This window comes from Candidatus Accumulibacter similis (assembly GCA_013347225.1).
In the GTDB taxonomy this organism is placed as follows: domain Bacteria; phylum Pseudomonadota; class Gammaproteobacteria; order Burkholderiales; family Rhodocyclaceae; genus Accumulibacter; species Accumulibacter similis.
On sequence record CP054595.1, the window covers coordinates 594,258 to 612,649 of the forward strand.

Here is an 18,392-nt window from a genome sequence, read left to right on the forward strand (position 1 = left end):
TCTTGTTGAACACGAGGACTCGCAGAACGAGTGACGAGCAATGGAGGACTGAATGCCAATGAAAATCGGGGTGCCGAGGGAAACGGCACCGGGGGAAAAACGGGTCGCAACCGTACCCGAAGTGGTCGAGAAACTGATCAAGCTGGGTTTCACCGTTGCCGTCGAATCCGGCGCCGGGGACTTGGCGAACATTTCCGACGAGGCCTATCGCGCCGCCGGTGCGGAAATCGTCGCCGATGCGGCCAGCCTCTGGTCGTCGTCAGACATCGTCTTCAAGGTCCGCGGTCCCTCGACCGAAGAGGTCGGGCTGTTGCGTGAAGGCGGCACGCTGGTCAGTTTCATCTGGCCGGCGCAGAACCCCGAACTGCTTCAGCAGTTGGCGGCGCGCAAGGCGACCGTGCTGGCGATGGACAGCGTGCCGCGCATCTCGCGGGCGCAGAAACTCGATGCCCTCAGTTCGATGGCCAACATCGCCGGTTACCGGGCGGTGATCGAGGCGGCCCATCATTTCGGCCGCTTCTTCACGGGCCAGATCACTGCCGCCGGCAAGGTGCCGCCCGCCAAGGTGTTCGTCATCGGTGCCGGTGTCGCCGGCTTGGCGGCAATTGGTGCCGCCTCGGGCCTGGGCGCCATCGTCCGCGCCAACGACACCCGCCCGGAAGTGGCGGATCAGGTCAAGTCAATGGGCGGTGAGTTCGTTGCCGTCGACTATCAGGAGGAAGGTTCCGGCGTTGGCGGCTACGCCAAGGTGATGAGCGAAGGCTTCCAGAAGGCGCAGCGTGAAACCTTCGCCAAGCAGGCGAAGGAGGTGGACATCATCATCACGACGGCGCTGATCCCGGGCAAGCCGGCGCCGCGGCTGATCACCGCCGAAATGGTGCAGTCGATGAAGCCGGGCAGCATCATCGTCGACATGGCGGCCGAGCAGGGCGGCAACTGCGAACTCACCGAGCCGGGCCAGGTGGTCGTCAGGCACGGCGTGACGATCATCGGTTACTCTGACTTGCCGAGTCGTCTGTCGAAGCAGTCGAGCACCCTCTACGCCACCAACCTCTTCCGCCTGACTGAGGAACTGTGCAAGAGCAAGGATGGCGTGATCGACGTCAACATGGATGATGAAGTCATTCGCGGCACGACGGTCGTCAAGGAGGGCAAGATCACCTGGCCGCCGCCGGCGCCGACGCTGTCCATGACTCCGGCAGCTGCACCTGCTGCTGCCGCCGTCAAGCCCGCCGCCAAGTCGCATGGTCATGGCAAGGGTGGATCGTCGGCCTCGAGCACGGCCGTTGGGTTGCTCTTCGCTGCCGGCGCGCTGATCTTCTGGGGCATCGGTGCGGGCGCCCCCGCGGCCTTCCTCGGCCACTTCACGGTCTTCGTCCTCGCCTGCTTCGTCGGCTACATGGTGGTCTGGAACGTCACGCCCGCGTTGCACACGCCGCTGATGAGCGTCACCAACGCGATCAGCAGCATCATCGCGATTGGCGCTTTGGTGCAGATCGCACCACCGCTGGCAGAAGGGGTCGCACGTCCCGAGGCGTGGATTCGCTGGCTCGCGGTCGGCGCCATCGTTCTCGCGACGATCAACATGTTCGGCGGCTTCGCCGTGACCCAGCGCATGCTGGCCATGTTCCGCAAATAGGAGACGATGATCATGTCCGAAAGTCTGGCAACCGTTTCCTATCTCGGTGCAACCATCCTCTTCATCCTCTGCCTCGGTGGCCTGAGTCACCCCGAAACGTCTCGGCGCGGCAATCTCTACGGCATCATCGGCATGACCATTGCGGTGCTGGCGACGGTCTTCGGTCCACGCGTCGGTGCTGCTGGCTACGCCTGGATCATCGCCGCCATGGTGGTCGGCGCCAGCGTCGGCGTCTATGCGGCACGCACGGTACAGATGACGCAGATGCCGGAGCTGGTCGCGCTGATGCACAGCCTGGTTGGCTTGGCAGCGATGCTGGTCGGCTTCGCCAACTACATCGACCCGGCCGCCTCGGCGCAGATGAGTGGCGCCGAGAAGACCATCCACGAAATCGAGATCTACGTCGGCATCCTGATCGGCGCCGTCACCTTCTCCGGCTCGGTGGTCGCCTTTGGCAAGCTGTCCGGCAAGATCTCCGGAAACCCGCTGCTGCTGCCGGCGCGCCACTGGATCAACCTGCTCGGCCTGCTGGTTGTGATCTGGTTCGGGCGCGAGTTCATCAACGCCCACTCGGTCAGCGACGGCATGCTGCCGCTGGTGGTGATGACCGTCATCGCGCTGCTCTTCGGCATCCACATGGTGATGGCAATCGGCGGTGCCGACATGCCGGTCGTCGTCTCGATGCTCAACAGCTACTCCGGCTGGGCTGCCGCGGCTACCGGTTTCATGCTCTCCAACGATCTGCTGATCGTCACAGGTGCTCTCGTCGGTTCAAGCGGCGCCATCCTTTCGTACATCATGTGTGCGGCAATGAACCGCCACTTCATCAGCGTCATCGCAGGCGGCTTCGGCACGACCGGTGGTACGCCCGCGGCAGCCGGAGCGCAGCCGGCCGGTGAAGTGGTGGCGATCAACGCCCCCGATACGGCTGAACTGCTGCGCGAAGCCAAGAACGTCATCATCGTTCCCGGTTACGGCATGGCAGTGGCGCAGGCGCAGCACACGGTATACGAGATCACCAGGCTGCTGCGGGAAAAGGGGGTCAACGTCCGCTTCGGCATTCACCCAGTGGCGGGCCGCATGCCAGGACACATGAACGTGCTGCTGGCCGAGGCCAAGGTGCCCTATGACATCGTTCAGGAAATGGACGAGCTCAACGACGATTTCCCGCAGACCGACGTCGCGATGATCATCGGCGCCAACGACATCGTCAACCCGGCGGCCCAGGACGACCCGAACAGTCCGATCGCCGGCATGCCGGTCCTCGAGGTCTGGAAGGCCAAGACGTCGATCGTCATGAAGCGCAGCATGGCTTCCGGCTATGCCGGTGTCGACAACCCGCTCTTCTACAAGGAGAACAACCGCATGCTCTTCGGCGATGCGAAGAAGATGCTGGATGAAGTTCTGGCGTCACTGAAGACCTGAGCCCACTCGTCCGCGTCGGTGACGCACAGGAACAACGCCCGCTGCCGCGGGCGTTGTTCCTGTGGCGTGCTCGACCTGCCGGGCAGCGTCGGTGCGAGCGCGGCGGCAGGGCTGCCGGCTTGCGCGCTCGGCTAACCGCCCGCCGCGGCTGCCGCGGCTGCAATCCAGACAACGATCGCGGTTTGCCGGATGTCGTTTGACATCTGTTAGAATGGACTGGGACATGAACTGGCGCCGCAAACAGCCATCCTTTTTCGAGGGGGTATCATGGAGGTAAAAGAAGTTCTGCAGGTCAAGGATTCCGCTCTTTTTGCCGTGCATCCGGACTCGCCACTTTCCGAAGCAGTCATCATGATGGCCGACAACGACATCGGCTCGGTGATCGTCATGGAAGGTGGCAAGCTGGCTGGCATGCTGACCTTCCGCGAAGTGCTCGTGATTCTCGCCAAGCGTCAGACCGAGCGCCGGGTCGGGCCGACGCCGCCGATCGCCGAGATCCTCGTCGTCGAGGCGATGGACCACAATCCACCGACGGCGCACCCGGACATGGACGTCGACGAACTGCGGCGCATGATGGTCGATACACACACGCGCTACGTGCCGGTGATGGAGGAAGACACCATCGTCGGCATCGTCTCCTTTCACGACGTCGCAAAGGCGGTGCTCGAAGAGAGGAACATGGAGAACAAGCTGCTCAAGGCCTACATCAAGGACTGGCCCGCGCCTTGAGAGGCGATCCCGCGGCCGGCAGCGTGGCGAGCGCGCAGGGCTACCGGGCCGGCGCCCGGCGGGATCAACCTTCGCCGACGGCAAACAGTCGCCGGTGTTCGCGGATGGCGTAGCGATCGGTCATCCCGGCAATGTAGTCGGCGACCCTGCGTGACCGGTCGGCATCCGCCGGGGCTTGGTATTGCGGCGGCAGCAGGCGGACGTCGGCAGTGAAGGCGTCGAAAAGCTCGCTGACGATGCGTCGCGCCTTGTTGGCCATCCGCCGGACCTGGTAATGCTCGTAGAGCTGCGCGCGCAGAAAGCGCTTCATGGTCCGCTGCGCTTCACCAAGGTTTTCGGAAAAGGCGACCAGCGCTGGTGCACGGCGCACGGCGCAGATGTCCTCCGGCTCTTGTCGGGCGATATTGCTGGCGGTGGTTGTGATCAGATCACAGACCAGGGCATTGATCATTCGCCGGATCGTCTCGTGGATCAGGCGGCGCCCGCCGATCGCCGGATGTTGGGCGCGGACGTCGGCAGCGTGCTCGGCGAAGAGTGGCACCTCGTCCAGTTGCTCGAGGGTGAGCAGCCCGGCGCGCAGTCCGTCATCGAGGTCGTGGTTGTTGTAGGCGATTTCGTCGGCCAAGTTGCAGACTTGCGCCTCGAGCGACGGCTGGGTGCGATTGAGGAAGCGCTCGCCGACATCGCCGAGACGGCGCGCTTCGGCCAGCGAGCAATGCTTGACGATCCCCTCGCGCGTCTCGAAACACAGGTTGAGACCGTCGAACGCCGCGTAGCGCTCCTCGAGCAGGTCTACCGTCCGCAGGCTCTGCAGATTGTGTTCGAAGCCCCCGTGGTCGCGCATGCATGCGTTGAGGGCCTCCTGCCCGGCATGACCGAATGGGGTGTGACCGAGATCGTGGGCCAGAGATATCGCTTCGGCCAGGTCTTCATTGAGCCGCAGCGCGCGCGCGATGCCGCGGGCGATCTGTGCCACTTCGAGGCTGTGGGTCAAGCGGGTCCGAAACAGATCGCCCTCGTGGTTCACGAACACCTGCGTCTTGTACTCGAGACGCCGAAACGCGGTCGAATGCACGATGCGATCGCGGTCGCGCTGGAATTCGGTGCGCTGGACCGGCTGCGAGTCCGCATGCTGCCGGCCCCGCGAGTTTGCCTCGCTGACCGCGTAGGGGGCGAGTTCAGGCATGCGCCGTACGTTCGGCGATCGCCTGCCGCACCTGCGCCACAGGCGCCTCGTCCGTCAGCACGGCCTGCCCGAGCTGCTGCAGAAGCACCAGCCGCAACCTGCCATCCTGCACCTTCTTGTCGTGCTGCATGAGTTCCAGGTAGCGCTCGACGCTCAGCATGGGCCCGTTCACCGGCAGACCGGCGCGCTGCAGGAGGCGCTCGACGCGGCTCAGGTCGTGGCGGTCGATGCAGCCGAGCAGATGCGACAGTTGCGCCGCCATCATCGTCCCTGCGGCGACCGCTTCGCCGTGCAGCCACTCGCCATAACCGACACCGGCCTCGATCGCATGCCCGAAGGTGTGACCAAGGTTCAACAGCGCGCGGTCCCCGGCTTCGCGCTCATCCGCTGCCACCACCTCGGCCTTGTTGCGGCACGAGCGACACACCGCCTCCGCCAGAGCTGCCGGGTCACGCGCCAGCAGGCGCTCTAGGTTGCGCTCGAGCCATTCGAGGAACGGCAGATCCCGGATCAGCCCGTACTTGATGACCTCGGCCAGGCCGGCGCAAAGCTGGCGGTCGCACAGGGTCGTCAGGGTGTCGGTGTCGGCGAGCACCAGTCGCGGCTGATAGAAGGCGCCAATCAGGTTCTTTCCATGCGGATGATTGATCGCCGTCTTGCCGCCAACCGATGAATCCACCTGCGCCAGCAGGGTCGTCGGCACCTGGATGAACGGCATGCCGCGCTGGAAGCAGGCAGCAGCAAAGCCGCCGAGGTCGCCGAGCACCCCGCCACCGAGAGCGATCAGGGTCGTCGAACGCTCGCACCGACCGGCTATGAGCGCGTCGAAGACCGAGTTCAGGGTTCGCCACTCCTTGAACTCCTCGCCATCTGGCAGGACGACCTCGACCACCTCGACGCCGGCCTGCAGCAGCGGATCCGCCAGTCTTCGCAGATACAGCGGCGCCACCGTGGTGTTGCTGACGATCGCCACTTTCATCTGGCGCAGCGAGGGCAGCAGCAGGTCGGCCCGTTCGAGCAGCGAACGACCGACGTGGATCGGGTAGGAACGATCTCCCAGCGCAAGCGTCAGCGTTTCCATGCCTCACCCTCTTCCCGGAGCAGCAGATTGAGAATCGCCTGTGCGGTGATGTGGCTGCCCGAAATGGTCACATCCGCCACCTCGCGGTAGAGCGGGTCACGCTGCGCCAGCAGTTCGCGCAGCTTCTGGCGCGGATCGCTGACCTGCAACAGCGGCCGCTTGCGGTCATGTCGTGTCCGTTCGTAGAGCGTGTTGAGCGGCACGTCGAGATAGACGACCGTGCCGGAGGAGCGCAGCACCAGCCGGTTCTCCGGTCGCAGGACGGAACCGCCGCCGGTGGCGACGACGTGCCGCCTGAGTTCAGCCAACTCGGCGATGAGCTGCGCTTCGCGTCTGCGGAAACCGTCCTCGCCTTCGATCTCGAAGATAGTTGCCAGACTGACGCCAGTGCGCAGCTCGACTTCATGGTCGGAGTCCAGAAAGCGGTAGCCCAGGCGCCTGGCGAGTGCCCTGCCGACGGTTGTCTTGCCGGCTCCCATCAGGCCGACCAGATAGACGTTGCGGGTTTGTTCCTGGAATCTCACCGCAGCATTCTAACGCAAGCGCCCGGTGCTGCTCTTGGCGAAAAAGGGCCGGCTGGCGCCGGCCTCCTTCTTCGTGCAAGGAAAGGTCAGCGCAACGACAGGTGTTCGGTAATGATCCGCGGCGTGATGAAGACCAGCAGTTCGGTCTTGTCGTCGATGATCTCGCGGTTCTTGAACAGGAAGCCAATGTAAGGCAGGTCGCCCAGGAAGGGTATGCGCTGCACGTTGTTGCGCGTCACCTGCTCGAAAATGCCACCGATGACGACCGTGCCGCCATTCTCGACCAGCACCTCGGTCTTCACGTGCTTGGTGTCGATCGCCACACCGGCACCCGTCGACAGGCGGGTGTTCGGCGTGTCCTTGTTGACGTCCAGTTCCATGGCGATCTTCCCGTCCGGCGTGATGTGCGGCTTGACCTTCAGCGAAAGGACCGCCTTGCGGAAGGAAACGCTGGTGGCTCCGGAACTCGTCTTCTGCTGGTAGGGAATCTCCTGACCCTGTTCGATGAGCGCCTCGACCCCGTTGGCGGTCATCACGCGCGGGCTGGAGATGACGCGGCCGCGACCATCGGACTCGAGGGCGGAGATCTCGGTGGAGAGGAACTGGGTCAGGGCGTTGTTGAAGAGCAGGAATGAGAAGGTGCCTGCGGTACCGGAGCGTGGCGTCGCGGGCAGGTTGACCGCCGCCTCAGTGTTCAGGTTACCTCGGATCGCCGTCTGGTCGCCGCCGATCCGGACCGCACCATCCGGGAAGACTTGTGTGAAACCAAGTCGCACCCCGAGGTTCTTTGCAAAACTGTCGCCGGCCTCGACGATCCGCGCCTCGATCATGACCTGTCGCGTCGGCACGTCGACCTTGGCGATCATGGCCCGCACCTCGGCCAGCCTGCCTGGGGCGTCCTTGACGAACATCATGTTCGAGCGCTCGTCGAGCAGCGCACTGCCACGCTTGGACAGCAGCGTCTGCTTCGGATCGAGCAGCAGCTTCTGCACGGCTTCCGCCTTGATGTAGTTCATCTGGAAGCTCTCGGTCTGCAGCGGCTCGAGATCGCCGATCTGTGCCTGCGATTCGAACTCGAGCTTCTCCCTGGTCGCAATCTCTTCGCGCGGCGCAATCAGGATAACGTTGCCGTTCTTGCGCATGTCCAGGCCCTTCTGCTGCATGATGATGTCGAGCGCCTGGTCCCAGGGCACGTCCTTGAGGATCAGGGTGATCGAACCGCCGACGGAATCGCTGATCACCATGTTCATGCCAGTGAACTCGCCGATCACCTGCAGCAGGCGGCGGACCTCGACGTTCTGGAAGTTCAGCGACAGCTTCTCGCCGCGGTAGCCGCCGCGCGAGCCCTGTACCAGCTTGTTCGGATCCTCGATGATCGGTTTCACTTCGATGACGAACTGCGTGTCGCTCTGGTAGGCGTTGTGCTCCCAGAGCCCGCGCGGCGTGATCGTCATGCGCGCATCGCCGCCCTTCTGGACCGTGTTCACCGCCAACACCGGGGTGGCAAAGTCGGTGACATCGAGTTTCCTGCGCAGTGCTGGCGGAACATTGACGCGGACAAAATCGACGACGAGATTCTTGCCCTCGTGCCGGATGTCGATGCCGGCGTTGGCATCGGTGAGGTCAACGGTGATGCGGCCCTCGCCATCCTTCCCACGGCGGAACGTGACGTCGCGAATGCTGTTGCCGACCTCGCTGGCGTGTGCCTTGGCGAAATGTTCGACCGCCTGCGTGCTGTCCGGCTTGGCAGCTGGGACCATCGCCAGCAGCAGGCTCTTGCCGTCGATGCTCGCCTCGTAGGACATCGCCTTGTTGAGGTTGAGGACGACCCGGGTGCGGCCCTCGGCCTGGACGATATTGGCGCTCTTCAGGTCGCCTTCGTTGTAGGTCTGGCTGGATTTGCCCAGTGCATTGACCGTATTCGGGAAGTCGAGCGCGATGCGGGCCGGTTTGGCAACGCTGAACGAAGCGGGAAGCGCCTGCAGGGGTTCCTTGAAGGTCAGCTTGACGTTGACCACCGGGCCCTGCTGTATGACGTTCATCGACTCGATCGCGTTTGGCGCTGCCTCTTCTTGGGCAGTGGCGGCGCCGACGAGCAGCGACAGGGCACCCATCAGGGCGGGCAGCCAATGTTTGATCCGTTTCATCTACCTTGCTCCCTTTTCCTGCAGCATCAAGGTGCTCGTCCGCTCGATCCAGTCACCGGCTGAATCCTGAACGAGTTCGCGCAGCGTTATTTCGGACTCGGTCACGCCGACGACGACGCCGAAATTCTGACCCATGTAGTTGCCGATCTTCACCTGATGCAACGCTCCTTCGACCTGCACGATCGCGAACGACACCTTGTTCCTGGTGATCACGCCAACGTACTTGAGTGACTCGAGAGGATAGAGTTCCAGTGGTTCTTTCGGCCGATCGAGATCCGGCCGGAAACCGCCGCCCGTTTTCTTGTCTGCCACGCCCATCTTGGCAGCAGCGAAAGGATCGGTCAGGTTGGCCACATCATAGGGAACGGGTTCGTAGGGCTGCACCACAGGCAACGGCGGAATGTTCGGTTTGACACCAGCGGCTGCCGTCTTCATCCACTCGCGCAGTTCCTCCTGATCGTTGTCGGCGCAGCCGGCAACGATCAGGGAACTGAACAGAAGCATGAGCAGTATGCGCATCATTTGCCGCCCTTCGCCGCCTCGGCCGCTCTCTTGCGGTTCGCCGCCACTTCCTCTTCATCCAGATAGCGGAAGGTCTTCGTCGTCGCGTCCATCACCAGACTGCCATCCTTGCTCTGCTGATTGGTATTGATCGAGATGTTGTTCAGAGTGACGATGCGGGACAATTTGCCGATGTCGCCGGCAAACGCGCCGAAATCGTGGTAGGTGCCGGTCAGGCGAACGGTTATCGGCAGCTCGGCGTAGAAATCGCGGACCTGTTCGGGTCCCGGTTTGAAGAGATCGAACTGCAGCCCCCTGCCCATGCCGGCCTGGTTGATTTCGACCAGCAGCGACTCGACTTCGGCCTTGTTGGGCAACTGTTTCAGCAACGCCCCGAACGCCAGATCGATGTCGCTCAGGCGCTGCACGTAGAGATCGAGATTGACCGCCTGCGCCTTCTTGCGGATGTACTCGTCGCGCAGTCGCAACTCGGCCTCCTGCTTCTCACGCAGGGACACCAGCTGGTCATCCCAATAGAACCACCAGCCGGCGAGCAGAATCAACAGGCAGAGGACGACGAGCACGGTGGCACGGGGTGCGACCGGCCAGGCACCAACGTCGCGCGGATTCAGATTCTGGAAATCACCGATGATGCCCCGGAAATCGATGTTCGCAAGAGGCCTCGCCATCACTTCGCTCCCTTTTTGTCCACCGGAGTGCGCTTCAGCGACGCGTTCATGCTGAACTCGTTGAGCCGTCGCTTGTCGATGGTCACGGCCTTGACTTCCAGGAGTTCAGGCTTCTCGAGCCAGGGCGACGCCTCTATGTTTCGCATCAGCGTCGACACGCGAGCGCTGGACTGGGCAAAGCCAACCATCTGGATGCGCTGCCCTTCCTGCTTCATCGATTTCAGATAGACCCCCTCGGGCATCTGCTTGGCCAACTCGGTCAACAGGCGCACTGCTTCGGCCCGGTCGCGCTGCAGTGCCTCAATGGTTTCCTTGCGTTTGAGCAGCGCCTCGGTCTGTTGCTTGAGCCGCTTGATCTGGTCGATCTCCTTGTCGAGAACTGCGATCTCCTTCTTGAGGAAGTCGTTCTTGGCCTCCTGACTGGCGATGTAGCCAGCGATTATCGAGTAGACGAGAACGACGATCAGCACGGACAGGACCGTCACGAGGCCCAGCAACCCGTAGAACTGCTGACGCCGTGCCCGCCTCTTTTCTTCCCGGTGAGGCAGGAGATTGATGCGTATCATTCGTCGAATCTCCGCAGCGCCAGACCGCATGCCACCATCAGCGACGAGGCATCGGCCAGCAGGCTCTTCTCGCGGATGCGGTCGGAAAGCAGCATGCCGGCAAACGGATTGGCAATGACGGTGTTGATCTGCGTCCGCGATGCAACCACCTGATCGATACCGTGAATGACCGCGCAGCCGCCCGCGAGGACGATGTGGTTGACCTGATTGAACTGCGTCGACGTGAAGAAAAACTGCAGCGCGCGCGACAGTTCCAGCGCCAGCGCCTCGAGGAATGGTCGCAGGAGTTCGGTCTCATACTTTTCCGGCAGGCTATTGCGACGTTTCTCGGCTTCGGCCTCCTCGAAAGTCATGTTGAACATGCGCGCGATGTCCTGCGTCAGTTGATTGCCGCCGAACGCTTGCTCGCGCGCGTAGATTTGCTGGTCGTTGCGCAGCACGGTCAGATTCATGACGTTCGCTCCGACATCGACGAGCGCGATGATCTGTCCCTTGCCGCCCTCGGGAAGCGTTGCCTCGACCAGCTGAAAGGCGGAGAGGACGGCGTAAGATTCGACGTCGAGAACGCGCGGCTTCAGGCCGGCGGATTCGGCCACGGCGACACGATCTTCGACTTTCTCCTTGCGTGATGCGGCGATCAGAACCTCGATCTCGTCCGGTGAAGACGGTGCCGGGCCGATTACCTGGAAATCGAGGTTGACCTCCTCGAGTGCGAAGGGAATGTACTGGTTCGCCTCCGACTCGACGAGCAACTCGAGTTCCGCTTCGCGCTGGCCGGCGGCGACGATGATCTTCTTGGTGATGACATGCGAAGCGGGCAGGGCAATCGCCACCTGCCTCGTCGATGTGGCCAGCTTCTTCCACGCTCGCCGGACGGACTCGGCCGCTGCCTCGAGGTTCACGATGTTCCCGTCGGAGACCACATCCCGCGGCAGGATCTCGATCGCATAGCGCTCGACGCGGTATCCCCCCTTGCCGTCACTCGCCAGCTCGACCATCTTTACCGATGACGAACTGATGTCCAGTCCGATCAGCGAGCGAGCCTTCGGATTGAAGATCGAAAGATCAAGCTGCAAAACCGTACCCCTTGCCCAAAAAACCTTTGAATAATTTAGAGTTAGCGTACTTATAGATATTCTACTTTAGATGCTAACAACAACACTGCAGAGTGTAAAGCGATTTCTCCGCCGGCATCCCGGCTTGTCGCAGATCGACAACGACTGGTTGTCCTCCTGCTGATGGGCGGCGAAGACGGCGGGTGTTGTCGACATCGCTCGCGCAACAAGCCGGCAGGACACGGCGCGATGCAGCCGGGCTCAACGCCTCTCGGGCTCCATCCCTGACGACACCGCATTTCCGAGCAGGCGCACCGCGCCCGCAACCGCAGCTTTCGACGGGCGCCGGCGAGCGGAATGCATGGCGGCCGCCTCGTGGCGGCTGCCTTCCAATATAATGGCGGCCTGTGGAAAACCCCTGCCGGACTCTCTCTTGCCTACCGCTCTTCGCTGGCTGCTGTATCCCCTGGTCGTGGTTCTCGGACTTGCCGCAATTGCACTTGCACTGGTGGTCGTCGTCCTGAGCCTGGCTTACCCGAATCTGCCGTCACTTGAAATTCTGACCGACTATCGACCGAAGATCCCGTTGCGGGTGTTCACGGCCGAGGGTCATCTGCTCGGCGAGTTCGGTGAGGAGCGGCGTGCCGTGGTCAGCATTCAGGACGTCCCGGATGTCCTGAAGAAGGCCATACTCGCGGCCGAGGACGAGCGTTTCTATCAGCACGGAGGAGTCGATACCCTGAGCGTACTGCGCGCGCTGCACGCGAATCTGGTAGGTGGCGGCAAACGCCAGGGCGCCTCGACGATTACCCAGCAGGTCGCCAGGAACTTCTTCCTGTCGTCGGAGAAGACCTACACGCGCAAACTCTACGAAGCGCTGCTGTCGTTCAAGATCGAGAACAACCTGAGCAAGGACCAGATCTTCGAGCTCTACCTGAACCAGATCTTCCTCGGGCAGCGTGCCTACGGCTTTGCCGCCGCTGCACACATCTATTTCGGCAAGGGTCTGGGAGAACTGACTGTTGCCGAAGCCGCGATGCTGGCCGGTCTGCCGAAAGCGCCCTCCGCCTATAACCCGATCGTCAATCCGCGGCGCGCCCGCATTCGGCAGGAGTATGTGCTGCGCCGGATGCGCGAACTTGGTTTCATCAGCGACGCGCAACACGACGCTGCCCTGGCGCAGGCGCTGGTGCTTCGGCGCGAGAGCAACGCGACGCCGATTCACGCCGAGTTTGTCACTGAAATGGCGCGCCAGATCGCTGCCGAGAGGTTCCCCGACGACGTATACACGCGCGGCCTGCGCGTCTATACGACCATCCGCAAGGACGACCAGGAAGCTGCCTATACCAGTCTGCGCCGGAACATTCTCGATTACGATCGCCGGCACGGATATCGCGGTGCCGAAGCCTACGTGGACCTCGCGGGCATAAAGTCGGACACCGACGAGGCGCTCGACGAGTTGCTGCCCGACTATCAGGAGGCCGAGGACCTGCAACCGGCCATCGTCCTGCAGGCCGATGCCAGGAAGCTGCGGGCGTTCCGCCGTGGTGGCGACGTGATCAGCATTACCGGTGAAGGATTGAAGCTTGCGGCGGGCATGATGGACGACAAGGCGCCGCCAAACAAGCGCCTGCGCCGCGGCGCGATCATCCGCGTGCAGACCGACGACAAGGGCAACTGGCGAATCGCTCAACTGCCGGAAGTCGAAGGGGCCTTCCTGGCGGCTGATCCGCACGACGGGGCGATTCGCGCACTGGTTGGGGGTTTCGACTTCCAGCGCAACAAGTTCAACCACGTGACGCAGGCCTGGCGCCAGCCGGGATCGAGCTTCAAGCCCTTCATTTACTCCGGCGCGCTGGAACGTGGCTTCACTCCGGCCTCGATCGTCAATGACGAGCCGATCAGCTTCCCGGCGACGGTTACCGGCAGCCAGGCCTGGGAACCGAAGAACTACGACGGGCGGTATGAGGGTCCGATACGACTTCGCACGGCGCTGGCCAAGTCGAAGAACATGGTTTCGATCCGCCTGCTGCAGGCCAGTGGTGTTCGCTACATTCAGGACTACATCACCCGTTTCGGTTTCGACGCCAGAAAGCACCCGCCCTATCTGACCATGGCGCTCGGCGCGGGCTCGGTGACGCCGTGGGAGATGGTCACCGCCTACGCGGTGTTCGCCAACGGCGGCTACCGTATCCGGCCATACGTCGTGCGCGAGATTCTTGACGACCGGAAGCAGGTACTGGCGCAGGCCGAGCCGGTTACCGCCGGTGACGAGACCCTGCGGGCCATCGACCCACGCAACGCCTACCTGATGGACAGCATGTTGCGTGACGTGACGATCTACGGCACCGCCGCGCGCGCTTCGGCAACGTTGAAGCGCAAGGATCTGGCTGGCAAGACGGGTACCACCAACGAACACGTGGACGCGTGGTTCTGCGGCTACCAGCAGACGGTCGTCGCTTGCTCGTGGATCGGCTTCGACCAGCCGCGCAACCTTGGCAAAGGCGAGACCGGCGGCACCGCGGCCTTGCCAGCATGGATCGGCTACATGGCAAAGGCTTTGAGCAACACGCCCGAGTCCTTCCTGCCGATGCCGGAAGGCATCGTTTCGGTAGCCACGCCGGACAGCGGCAAGGGTCCGGCACAGGAAATGTTCTACCGGGAAAACGTTCCCCAGCAGATCGAACCGGAACCGCCAGGCGACGACGTGCGCGCCGAAGATTGAGCGCAGCGGTTGCGATTGGATGTACCGCGCGGCGCGGCAGCGAGGTGGCCCAATCTTTGCCTCTCGCGCGCGGCCTTGCACACGCCGGGGCTGGCAGCTCCGCGAGAGTGTTCTCGCCGACGGACCTGATCCTGATCGGTCTCGTTGCGCGCTCGCTCGCGCCCAGCCTCCCGCAATGCTCGTGCCTACTTCGCCGTCGCCGCTCAGGGCAAGCGATTCTCGAGTGCGTACAATTCCTCGACCGTCTCACGGCGACGAACCAGGTGTGCCTGGTTGCCGTCGACCATCAGCTCAGCGGCCCGCGGGCGGGAGTTGTAGTTCGAGCTCATCGACATGCTGTAGGCACCGGCCGACATGATCGCCAGCAGATCACCGGCGGCGAGTGCCAAGTCGCGGCCACGCCCGAGAAAATCGCCCGATTCGCAGACCGGACCAACGATCTCCCAAGGCAGCAGGGGACCCTGGCGTCGAACGACGGGAACGATGTCGTGCCACGAGCCATACAACGCCGGCCGCGCGAGATCGTTCATCGCCGCGTCTACGATGGCAAAGTTCTTCACGTCGCCCGGTTTCAGGTATTCGACACGAGTCAGCAGCACACCCGCGTTGCCGACCAGGCGTCGCCCGGGTTCGAGCAGAACGTGCAACCTTCGTCCGCGAAGTCTCGCCAGAATCGGCCCCAGGTAATCCCTGACGGTCGGCGGAGCCTCGTCGCGATAGCGGATGCCGAGCCCGCCGCCGAGATCGATATGCTCAAGGACAATACCTTCGGCGGCGAGTCGGTCGACCAGCAGGAGGATCTTGTCGAGCGCCTCGACAAAGGGCGCGGACTCGAGCAGTTGCGAGCCGATGTGGCAGTCGATGCCGCTGACGCGCAGGTTGGCAAGGCTCGAAGCGCGCCGATACAGCGGCAGTGCATCCTCATAGGCGACGCCGAACTTGTTCTCCTTGAGGCCGGTCGACACGTACGGGTGAGTCCGCGCATCGACGTCGGGATTCACTCGCAGGCTGATCGGTGCTACCCTGCCGACCTCGCAGGCAACGGCATCGAGGCGGTCGAGTTCCGCAGCGGACTCGACGTTGAAGCAGAGGATGCCGACGCGCAGCGCCAGTTCCATTTCGCCCGCGCTCTTGCCGACCCCCGAGAAGACGATCCGCCGTGGATCGGCACCGGCAGCGAGAACGCGCCGGAGTTCGCCGCCGGAAACGATGTCGAAACCCGCACCACGCCGCGCGAGGACGTCGAGGACGGCGAGGTTCGAGTTGGCTTTGACCGCATAACAGACGAGCGCCTCGATACCGACCAGTTCACTATGGAACTCGTCGAGCGCCTCTTCCAGCGCGTGCCGCGAATAGACCCAGCACGGTGTACCAAAGCGCTCGGCAATCTCGGCAAGGGAGACCCCTTCCGCGTGCAGGATGCCTTCGCGGCGGACAAAGGCACTCATCGCTGGGTCTCTGCGGCAGGCGTGCTAGAATCTGGGCGTGTCGGGATTCCTGCCGCACTGCGGTCGGTGTCGGAGGCCGGCGAGGAAATGCCCGATACGACGGTCGTCGTCACTGCCGGCGGCTTCGGTGGCAGGACCAAGCCGCCACGATTGCCACAGCCGGCGAGCAAGCTGAGGGCCAGCGTGGCCGGCACAAGGAATGAGCACATAATGCGCCACAGCAAAAGACGCCAATGGTAGCACAGATGGCAGAGCACGATTTCAACGCCCGCGCCGAGGCCGTCCTGTCCCGGATTGAAGCCGCTCTTGAGCGCAGCGGCGCCGATCTCGATTTCGAACGTGTGGCCGACCAGGTGCTGCAGATCGACTTTGCCGACGGCAGCAGGATCATCGTCAACCGCCACGACGCAGCCCAGGAGATCTGGGTCGCGGCCCGCTCTGGTGGTTTTCACTACCGTTGGCAGGAAGGCTGCTGGCGCGATACGCGCAGTGGTTTGGAGTTGCTGTCGTCACTCTCTGATCTCGTCTCGACGCAGGCCGGCGAACCCGTTTCCCTGCTCTGAGCGGCGTTGCCACCGCACAAGCCAGTCCGGGCGGCAGCAGCGTCGGGGCATCTCGTCCGATGCACCTCGCGTCGCGCCGAGCTGCGACAGATTGCCACACCGCCAGCCATCGGCTGGCCGCGCAGCGTAGAATCCATCGCTCCGCTCGCTGCCAGGAGTCGGCCGATCGATGCTGCGTAACGCTCAGACTGTGGGATTGACTTCATTGACGGGGACCGAGAACCCACTGCGGCGCCTCGTCGCGCTGCGCCGCGTCGAGGTGCTGACGCAGGTCGTCGTGCTCATCCTGGCCGTGGCGTGGCTCAGGATGCCGCTCGACATCGTGCCCATGGCGGCCATCATTGCCCTGCTTGCAGCGATCAATCTGGCCACCCAGTGGCGACTCGAGCGGGGGCACCGGGCTGGCGACGGCGAAGTCTTTGCGCACCTGCTCATCGACACCGTCATCCTGAGCTTGCTGCTGTACTTTGCCGGCGGTTCGGCCAATCCCTTCATCTCGCTGTTCCTCTTGCCGGCAACGCTGGCTGCCGCGATGTTGCCGGCACGCCATGCCTGGACAATGGCCGGCGTCACCCTCGTCGCCTACACGTTCCTCATGTTCTGGAACCTGCCGTTGCCACAGCCGCAGGGGGACCTCGCCCGTTTCGACCAGCTGCTCGCGCGCGCCACTGGCGGTGCCGGCGAGCACGCTGCCCACGGCAGCAGCTTCGCCTTGCACGTACTCGGCATGTGGCTGAACTTCCTCATCAGTGTCGGCGTCGTCGCCTTCTTCGTCACACGCATGGCTGCTGCCCTCGAGGCGCGCGAACGCGAGCTGTCGGCGACGCGCGAAGAGGCGCTGCGCAACGAGCAGATCCTCTCACTCGGTACGCTTGCCGCTGGTGCTGCACACCAGCTCGGTACGCCGCTCGGAACCATGGCGGTGGTGCTGCGCGAACTCGAACTCAGTCATGGTGACGATACCGCGCTGCGGGACGACATCCTTCTGTTGCGCGAGCAGGTGGATCGCTGCAAGCAGACCATCTCGCAGATCCTCGCTTCGACGGGGCAGCGACGCGGCGACAGCCTGCAGTCGCTGCCACTGGATGCGTGCCTGCACCGCCTGCTGGACGACTGGCAGACCATCCGCCCGCACGCGCAGCTCTGCGTGACCCTGCACGGGCCGCAGCCGGCACCGCAGATCGTCGCCGAGCGGACCTTCGAGCAGGCGCTGCTGAATCTGCTCGACAACGCTGCCGATGCCAACGCTGGTCACCCGGATGCGCTTCGCTTCGCCGCCGACTGGGATGCCGACAGTTGTCGGATCGAAATCCTGGACCGCGGGCCAGGTGTCGACGAGAGCAGCAGGAATCGCCTTGGCAAGGCCTTCTTCAGCACCAAGAACGATCCCGGAGGCCGTCCGCTCGGCCTTGGCATCGGTCTCTTCCTGAGCAACGCCACCATCGAGCGCTTCGGCGGCAAGGTCGAGCTGTTCAATCGTGATGATCCGCACGGCGGTGCCTGCACTCGTGTCACGCTGCCACTCAAACGTCTGAAAGTCTGAGCGACCATGCCCGATAGCCAACCCCCCGTGGATGACGAGCGTTCGACCCTGCTGCTCGTGGATGACGACGAGGCCTTCCGCCGCGTCCTGGCACGGGCGCTCGAGCGGCGGGGCTTCGCCGTGACGGTCGCCAGCAGCGTGTCGGCGGCACTGACGAAAGCGCAGGCTCTGGCTCCGGAGTACGCCGTCGTCGACCTGAAGATGCCCGGCGAATCCGGGTTGGTCCTGATTGAGAAGCTGATCGAGCTGGACCCGAACACGCGCGTCGTGATGCTCACCGGCTATGCCAGCATCGCCACGGCGGTCGAGGCGATCAAGCTTGGCGCCATCCACTACCTGGCCAAGCCCTGTGACGCCGATCAGGTTGTGGCGGCACTCAACAAGAGTAGTGACGGTGATTCGGCGATCGCGATCGCCGGCTCGCCGCTGTCGGTCGACCGGCTCGAATGGGAGCATATCCAGCGCGTCCTCGCCGAACAGAATGGCAACATATCGGCGACTGCCAGAGCCCTGAAGATGCACCGCCGGACGCTGCAGCGCAAGCTTGGCAAACACCCGTCGCGAGAATAGC

At 63.5% G+C, this 18,392-nt stretch carries 16 protein-coding genes; 7 read left to right on the forward strand and 9 right to left on the reverse strand.

What is annotated here, in order from left to right:
* The first annotated feature begins 52 nt into the window (after positions 1-52).
* The 3 genes from HT579_02595 to HT579_02605 all read left to right on the forward strand — a co-directional run bounded on the left by HT579_02595 (position 53) and on the right by HT579_02605 (position 3,793).
* Positions 53-1,639, forward strand: a complete 1,587-nt coding sequence (locus tag HT579_02595; protein QKS27940.1) for a Re/Si-specific NAD(P)(+) transhydrogenase subunit alpha — start codon at positions 53-55, stop codon at positions 1,637-1,639.
* 12 nt (positions 1,640-1,651) lie between these two features.
* Positions 1,652-3,064, forward strand: coding sequence for a Re/Si-specific NAD(P)(+) transhydrogenase subunit beta (gene pntB / locus HT579_02600; protein ID QKS27941.1), 1,413 nt, complete (start codon positions 1,652-1,654; stop codon positions 3,062-3,064).
* Between the two features lie 267 nt (positions 3,065-3,331).
* Positions 3,332-3,793: a CBS domain-containing protein gene (locus HT579_02605; GenBank protein ID QKS27942.1), complete on the forward strand. Its 462-nt coding sequence runs from the start codon at positions 3,332-3,334 to the stop codon at positions 3,791-3,793.
* A 64-nt stretch (positions 3,794-3,857) separates the two neighbouring features.
* Here the strand turns inward: HT579_02605 and HT579_02610 are convergent, their stop codons facing one another.
* The 8 genes from HT579_02610 to HT579_02645 all read right to left on the reverse strand — a co-directional run bounded on the left by HT579_02610 (position 3,858) and on the right by HT579_02645 (position 11,518).
* The gene (locus tag HT579_02610; GenBank protein ID QKS27943.1) at positions 3,858-4,979 is read right to left on the reverse strand and encodes a deoxyguanosinetriphosphate triphosphohydrolase; all 1,122 of its coding nucleotides are present in this window, start codon (positions 4,977-4,979) and stop codon (positions 3,858-3,860) included.
* Entirely contained in the window at positions 4,972-6,060 is a 1,089-nt protein-coding gene (gene aroB / locus HT579_02615; protein QKS27944.1) for a 3-dehydroquinate synthase, read from the reverse strand. Before aroB ends, HT579_02610 begins: the two co-directional genes overlap by 8 nt.
* The gene (locus HT579_02620) at positions 6,048-6,539 is read right to left on the reverse strand and encodes a shikimate kinase (GenBank protein QKS31455.1); all 492 of its coding nucleotides are present in this window, start codon (positions 6,537-6,539) and stop codon (positions 6,048-6,050) included. The genes aroB and HT579_02620 overlap by 13 nt, the downstream gene beginning before the upstream one ends.
* Positions 6,540-6,670: 131 nt before the next feature.
* The gene (locus HT579_02625) at positions 6,671-8,731 is read right to left on the reverse strand and encodes a type IV pilus secretin PilQ (protein ID QKS27945.1); all 2,061 of its coding nucleotides are present in this window, start codon (positions 8,729-8,731) and stop codon (positions 6,671-6,673) included.
* Positions 8,732-9,250 (reverse strand): pilus assembly protein PilP, encoded by a 519-nt coding sequence (locus HT579_02630; protein ID QKS31456.1) that lies wholly within the window; start codon positions 9,248-9,250, stop codon positions 8,732-8,734. It lies immediately after the preceding gene.
* A complete protein-coding gene (locus HT579_02635) occupies positions 9,250-9,921 on the reverse strand; it encodes a type 4a pilus biogenesis protein PilO (GenBank protein QKS27946.1) in 672 nt (223 codons plus the stop codon). The genes HT579_02630 and HT579_02635 overlap by 1 nt, the downstream gene beginning before the upstream one ends.
* Complete coding sequence (locus tag HT579_02640) at positions 9,921-10,487, reverse strand: PilN domain-containing protein (protein QKS27947.1); 567 nt, start codon at positions 10,485-10,487, stop codon at positions 9,921-9,923. The genes HT579_02635 and HT579_02640 overlap by 1 nt, the downstream gene beginning before the upstream one ends.
* Positions 10,484-11,518, reverse strand: coding sequence for a pilus assembly protein PilM (locus HT579_02645; GenBank protein QKS31457.1), 1,035 nt, complete (start codon positions 11,516-11,518; stop codon positions 10,484-10,486). Before HT579_02645 ends, HT579_02640 begins: the two co-directional genes overlap by 4 nt.
* Positions 11,519-11,939: 421 nt before the next feature.
* On the opposite strand from HT579_02645, the gene HT579_02650 reads away from it, so the two are divergent.
* Positions 11,940-14,267 (forward strand): penicillin-binding protein 1A, encoded by a 2,328-nt coding sequence (locus HT579_02650; protein ID QKS31458.1) that lies wholly within the window; start codon positions 11,940-11,942, stop codon positions 14,265-14,267.
* 203 nt (positions 14,268-14,470) lie between these two features.
* Here HT579_02650 and lysA read toward each other — a convergent pair whose 3' ends face one another.
* Positions 14,471-15,715, reverse strand: a complete 1,245-nt coding sequence (gene lysA, locus HT579_02655; protein ID QKS27948.1) for a diaminopimelate decarboxylase — start codon at positions 15,713-15,715, stop codon at positions 14,471-14,473.
* Between the two features lie 245 nt (positions 15,716-15,960).
* Here lysA and cyaY point away from each other — a divergent pair, with 245 nt between their 5' ends.
* The 3 genes from cyaY to HT579_02670 all read left to right on the forward strand — a co-directional run bounded on the left by cyaY (position 15,961) and on the right by HT579_02670 (position 18,391).
* On the forward strand, positions 15,961-16,278 hold the full coding sequence (gene cyaY / locus HT579_02660; GenBank protein ID QKS27949.1) for an iron donor protein CyaY: 318 nt from the start codon (positions 15,961-15,963) through the stop codon (positions 16,276-16,278).
* Positions 16,279-16,447: 169 nt separating this feature from the next.
* Positions 16,448-17,821 (forward strand): HAMP domain-containing histidine kinase, encoded by a 1,374-nt coding sequence (locus HT579_02665; protein ID QKS27950.1) that lies wholly within the window; start codon positions 16,448-16,450, stop codon positions 17,819-17,821.
* A 6-nt stretch (positions 17,822-17,827) separates the two neighbouring features.
* Positions 17,828-18,391 carry a response regulator transcription factor gene (locus tag HT579_02670; protein ID QKS27951.1) on the forward strand — a complete coding sequence of 188 codons (564 nt, stop codon included), beginning with the start codon at positions 17,828-17,830 and terminating at the stop codon, positions 18,389-18,391.
* The last annotated feature ends 1 nt before the right edge of the window (position 18,392 follow it).

Bases quoted from the DNA above. Each gene is read 5' to 3' on its own strand.
- HT579_02595 (QKS27940.1), top strand. From the start codon at position 53: ATGCCAATGAAAATCGGGGTGCCGAGGGAAACGGCACCGGGGGAAAAA.
- pntB (QKS27941.1), top strand. From the start codon at position 1,652: ATGTCCGAAAGTCTGGCAACCGTTTCCTATCTCGGTGCAACCATCCTC.
- HT579_02605 (QKS27942.1), top strand. From the start codon at position 3,332: ATGGAGGTAAAAGAAGTTCTGCAGGTCAAGGATTCCGCTCTTTTTGCC.
- HT579_02610 (QKS27943.1), bottom strand. From the start codon at position 4,979: ATGCCTGAACTCGCCCCCTACGCGGTCAGCGAGGCAAACTCGCGGGGC.
- aroB (QKS27944.1), bottom strand. From the start codon at position 6,060: ATGGAAACGCTGACGCTTGCGCTGGGAGATCGTTCCTACCCGATCCAC.
- HT579_02620 (QKS31455.1), bottom strand. From the start codon at position 6,539: ATGGGAGCCGGCAAGACAACCGTCGGCAGGGCACTCGCCAGGCGCCTG.
- HT579_02625 (QKS27945.1), bottom strand. From the start codon at position 8,731: ATGAAACGGATCAAACATTGGCTGCCCGCCCTGATGGGTGCCCTGTCG.
- HT579_02630 (QKS31456.1), bottom strand. From the start codon at position 9,250: ATGCGCATACTGCTCATGCTTCTGTTCAGTTCCCTGATCGTTGCCGGC.
- HT579_02635 (QKS27946.1), bottom strand. From the start codon at position 9,921: ATGGCGAGGCCTCTTGCGAACATCGATTTCCGGGGCATCATCGGTGAT.
- HT579_02640 (QKS27947.1), bottom strand. From the start codon at position 10,487: ATGATACGCATCAATCTCCTGCCTCACCGGGAAGAAAAGAGGCGGGCA.
- HT579_02650 (QKS31458.1), top strand. From the start codon at position 11,940: ATGGCGGCCTGTGGAAAACCCCTGCCGGACTCTCTCTTGCCTACCGCT.
- lysA (QKS27948.1), bottom strand. From the start codon at position 15,715: ATGAGTGCCTTTGTCCGCCGCGAAGGCATCCTGCACGCGGAAGGGGTC.
- cyaY (QKS27949.1), top strand. From the start codon at position 15,961: ATGGCAGAGCACGATTTCAACGCCCGCGCCGAGGCCGTCCTGTCCCGG.
- HT579_02665 (QKS27950.1), top strand. From the start codon at position 16,448: ATGCTGCGTAACGCTCAGACTGTGGGATTGACTTCATTGACGGGGACC.
- HT579_02670 (QKS27951.1), top strand. From the start codon at position 17,828: ATGCCCGATAGCCAACCCCCCGTGGATGACGAGCGTTCGACCCTGCTG.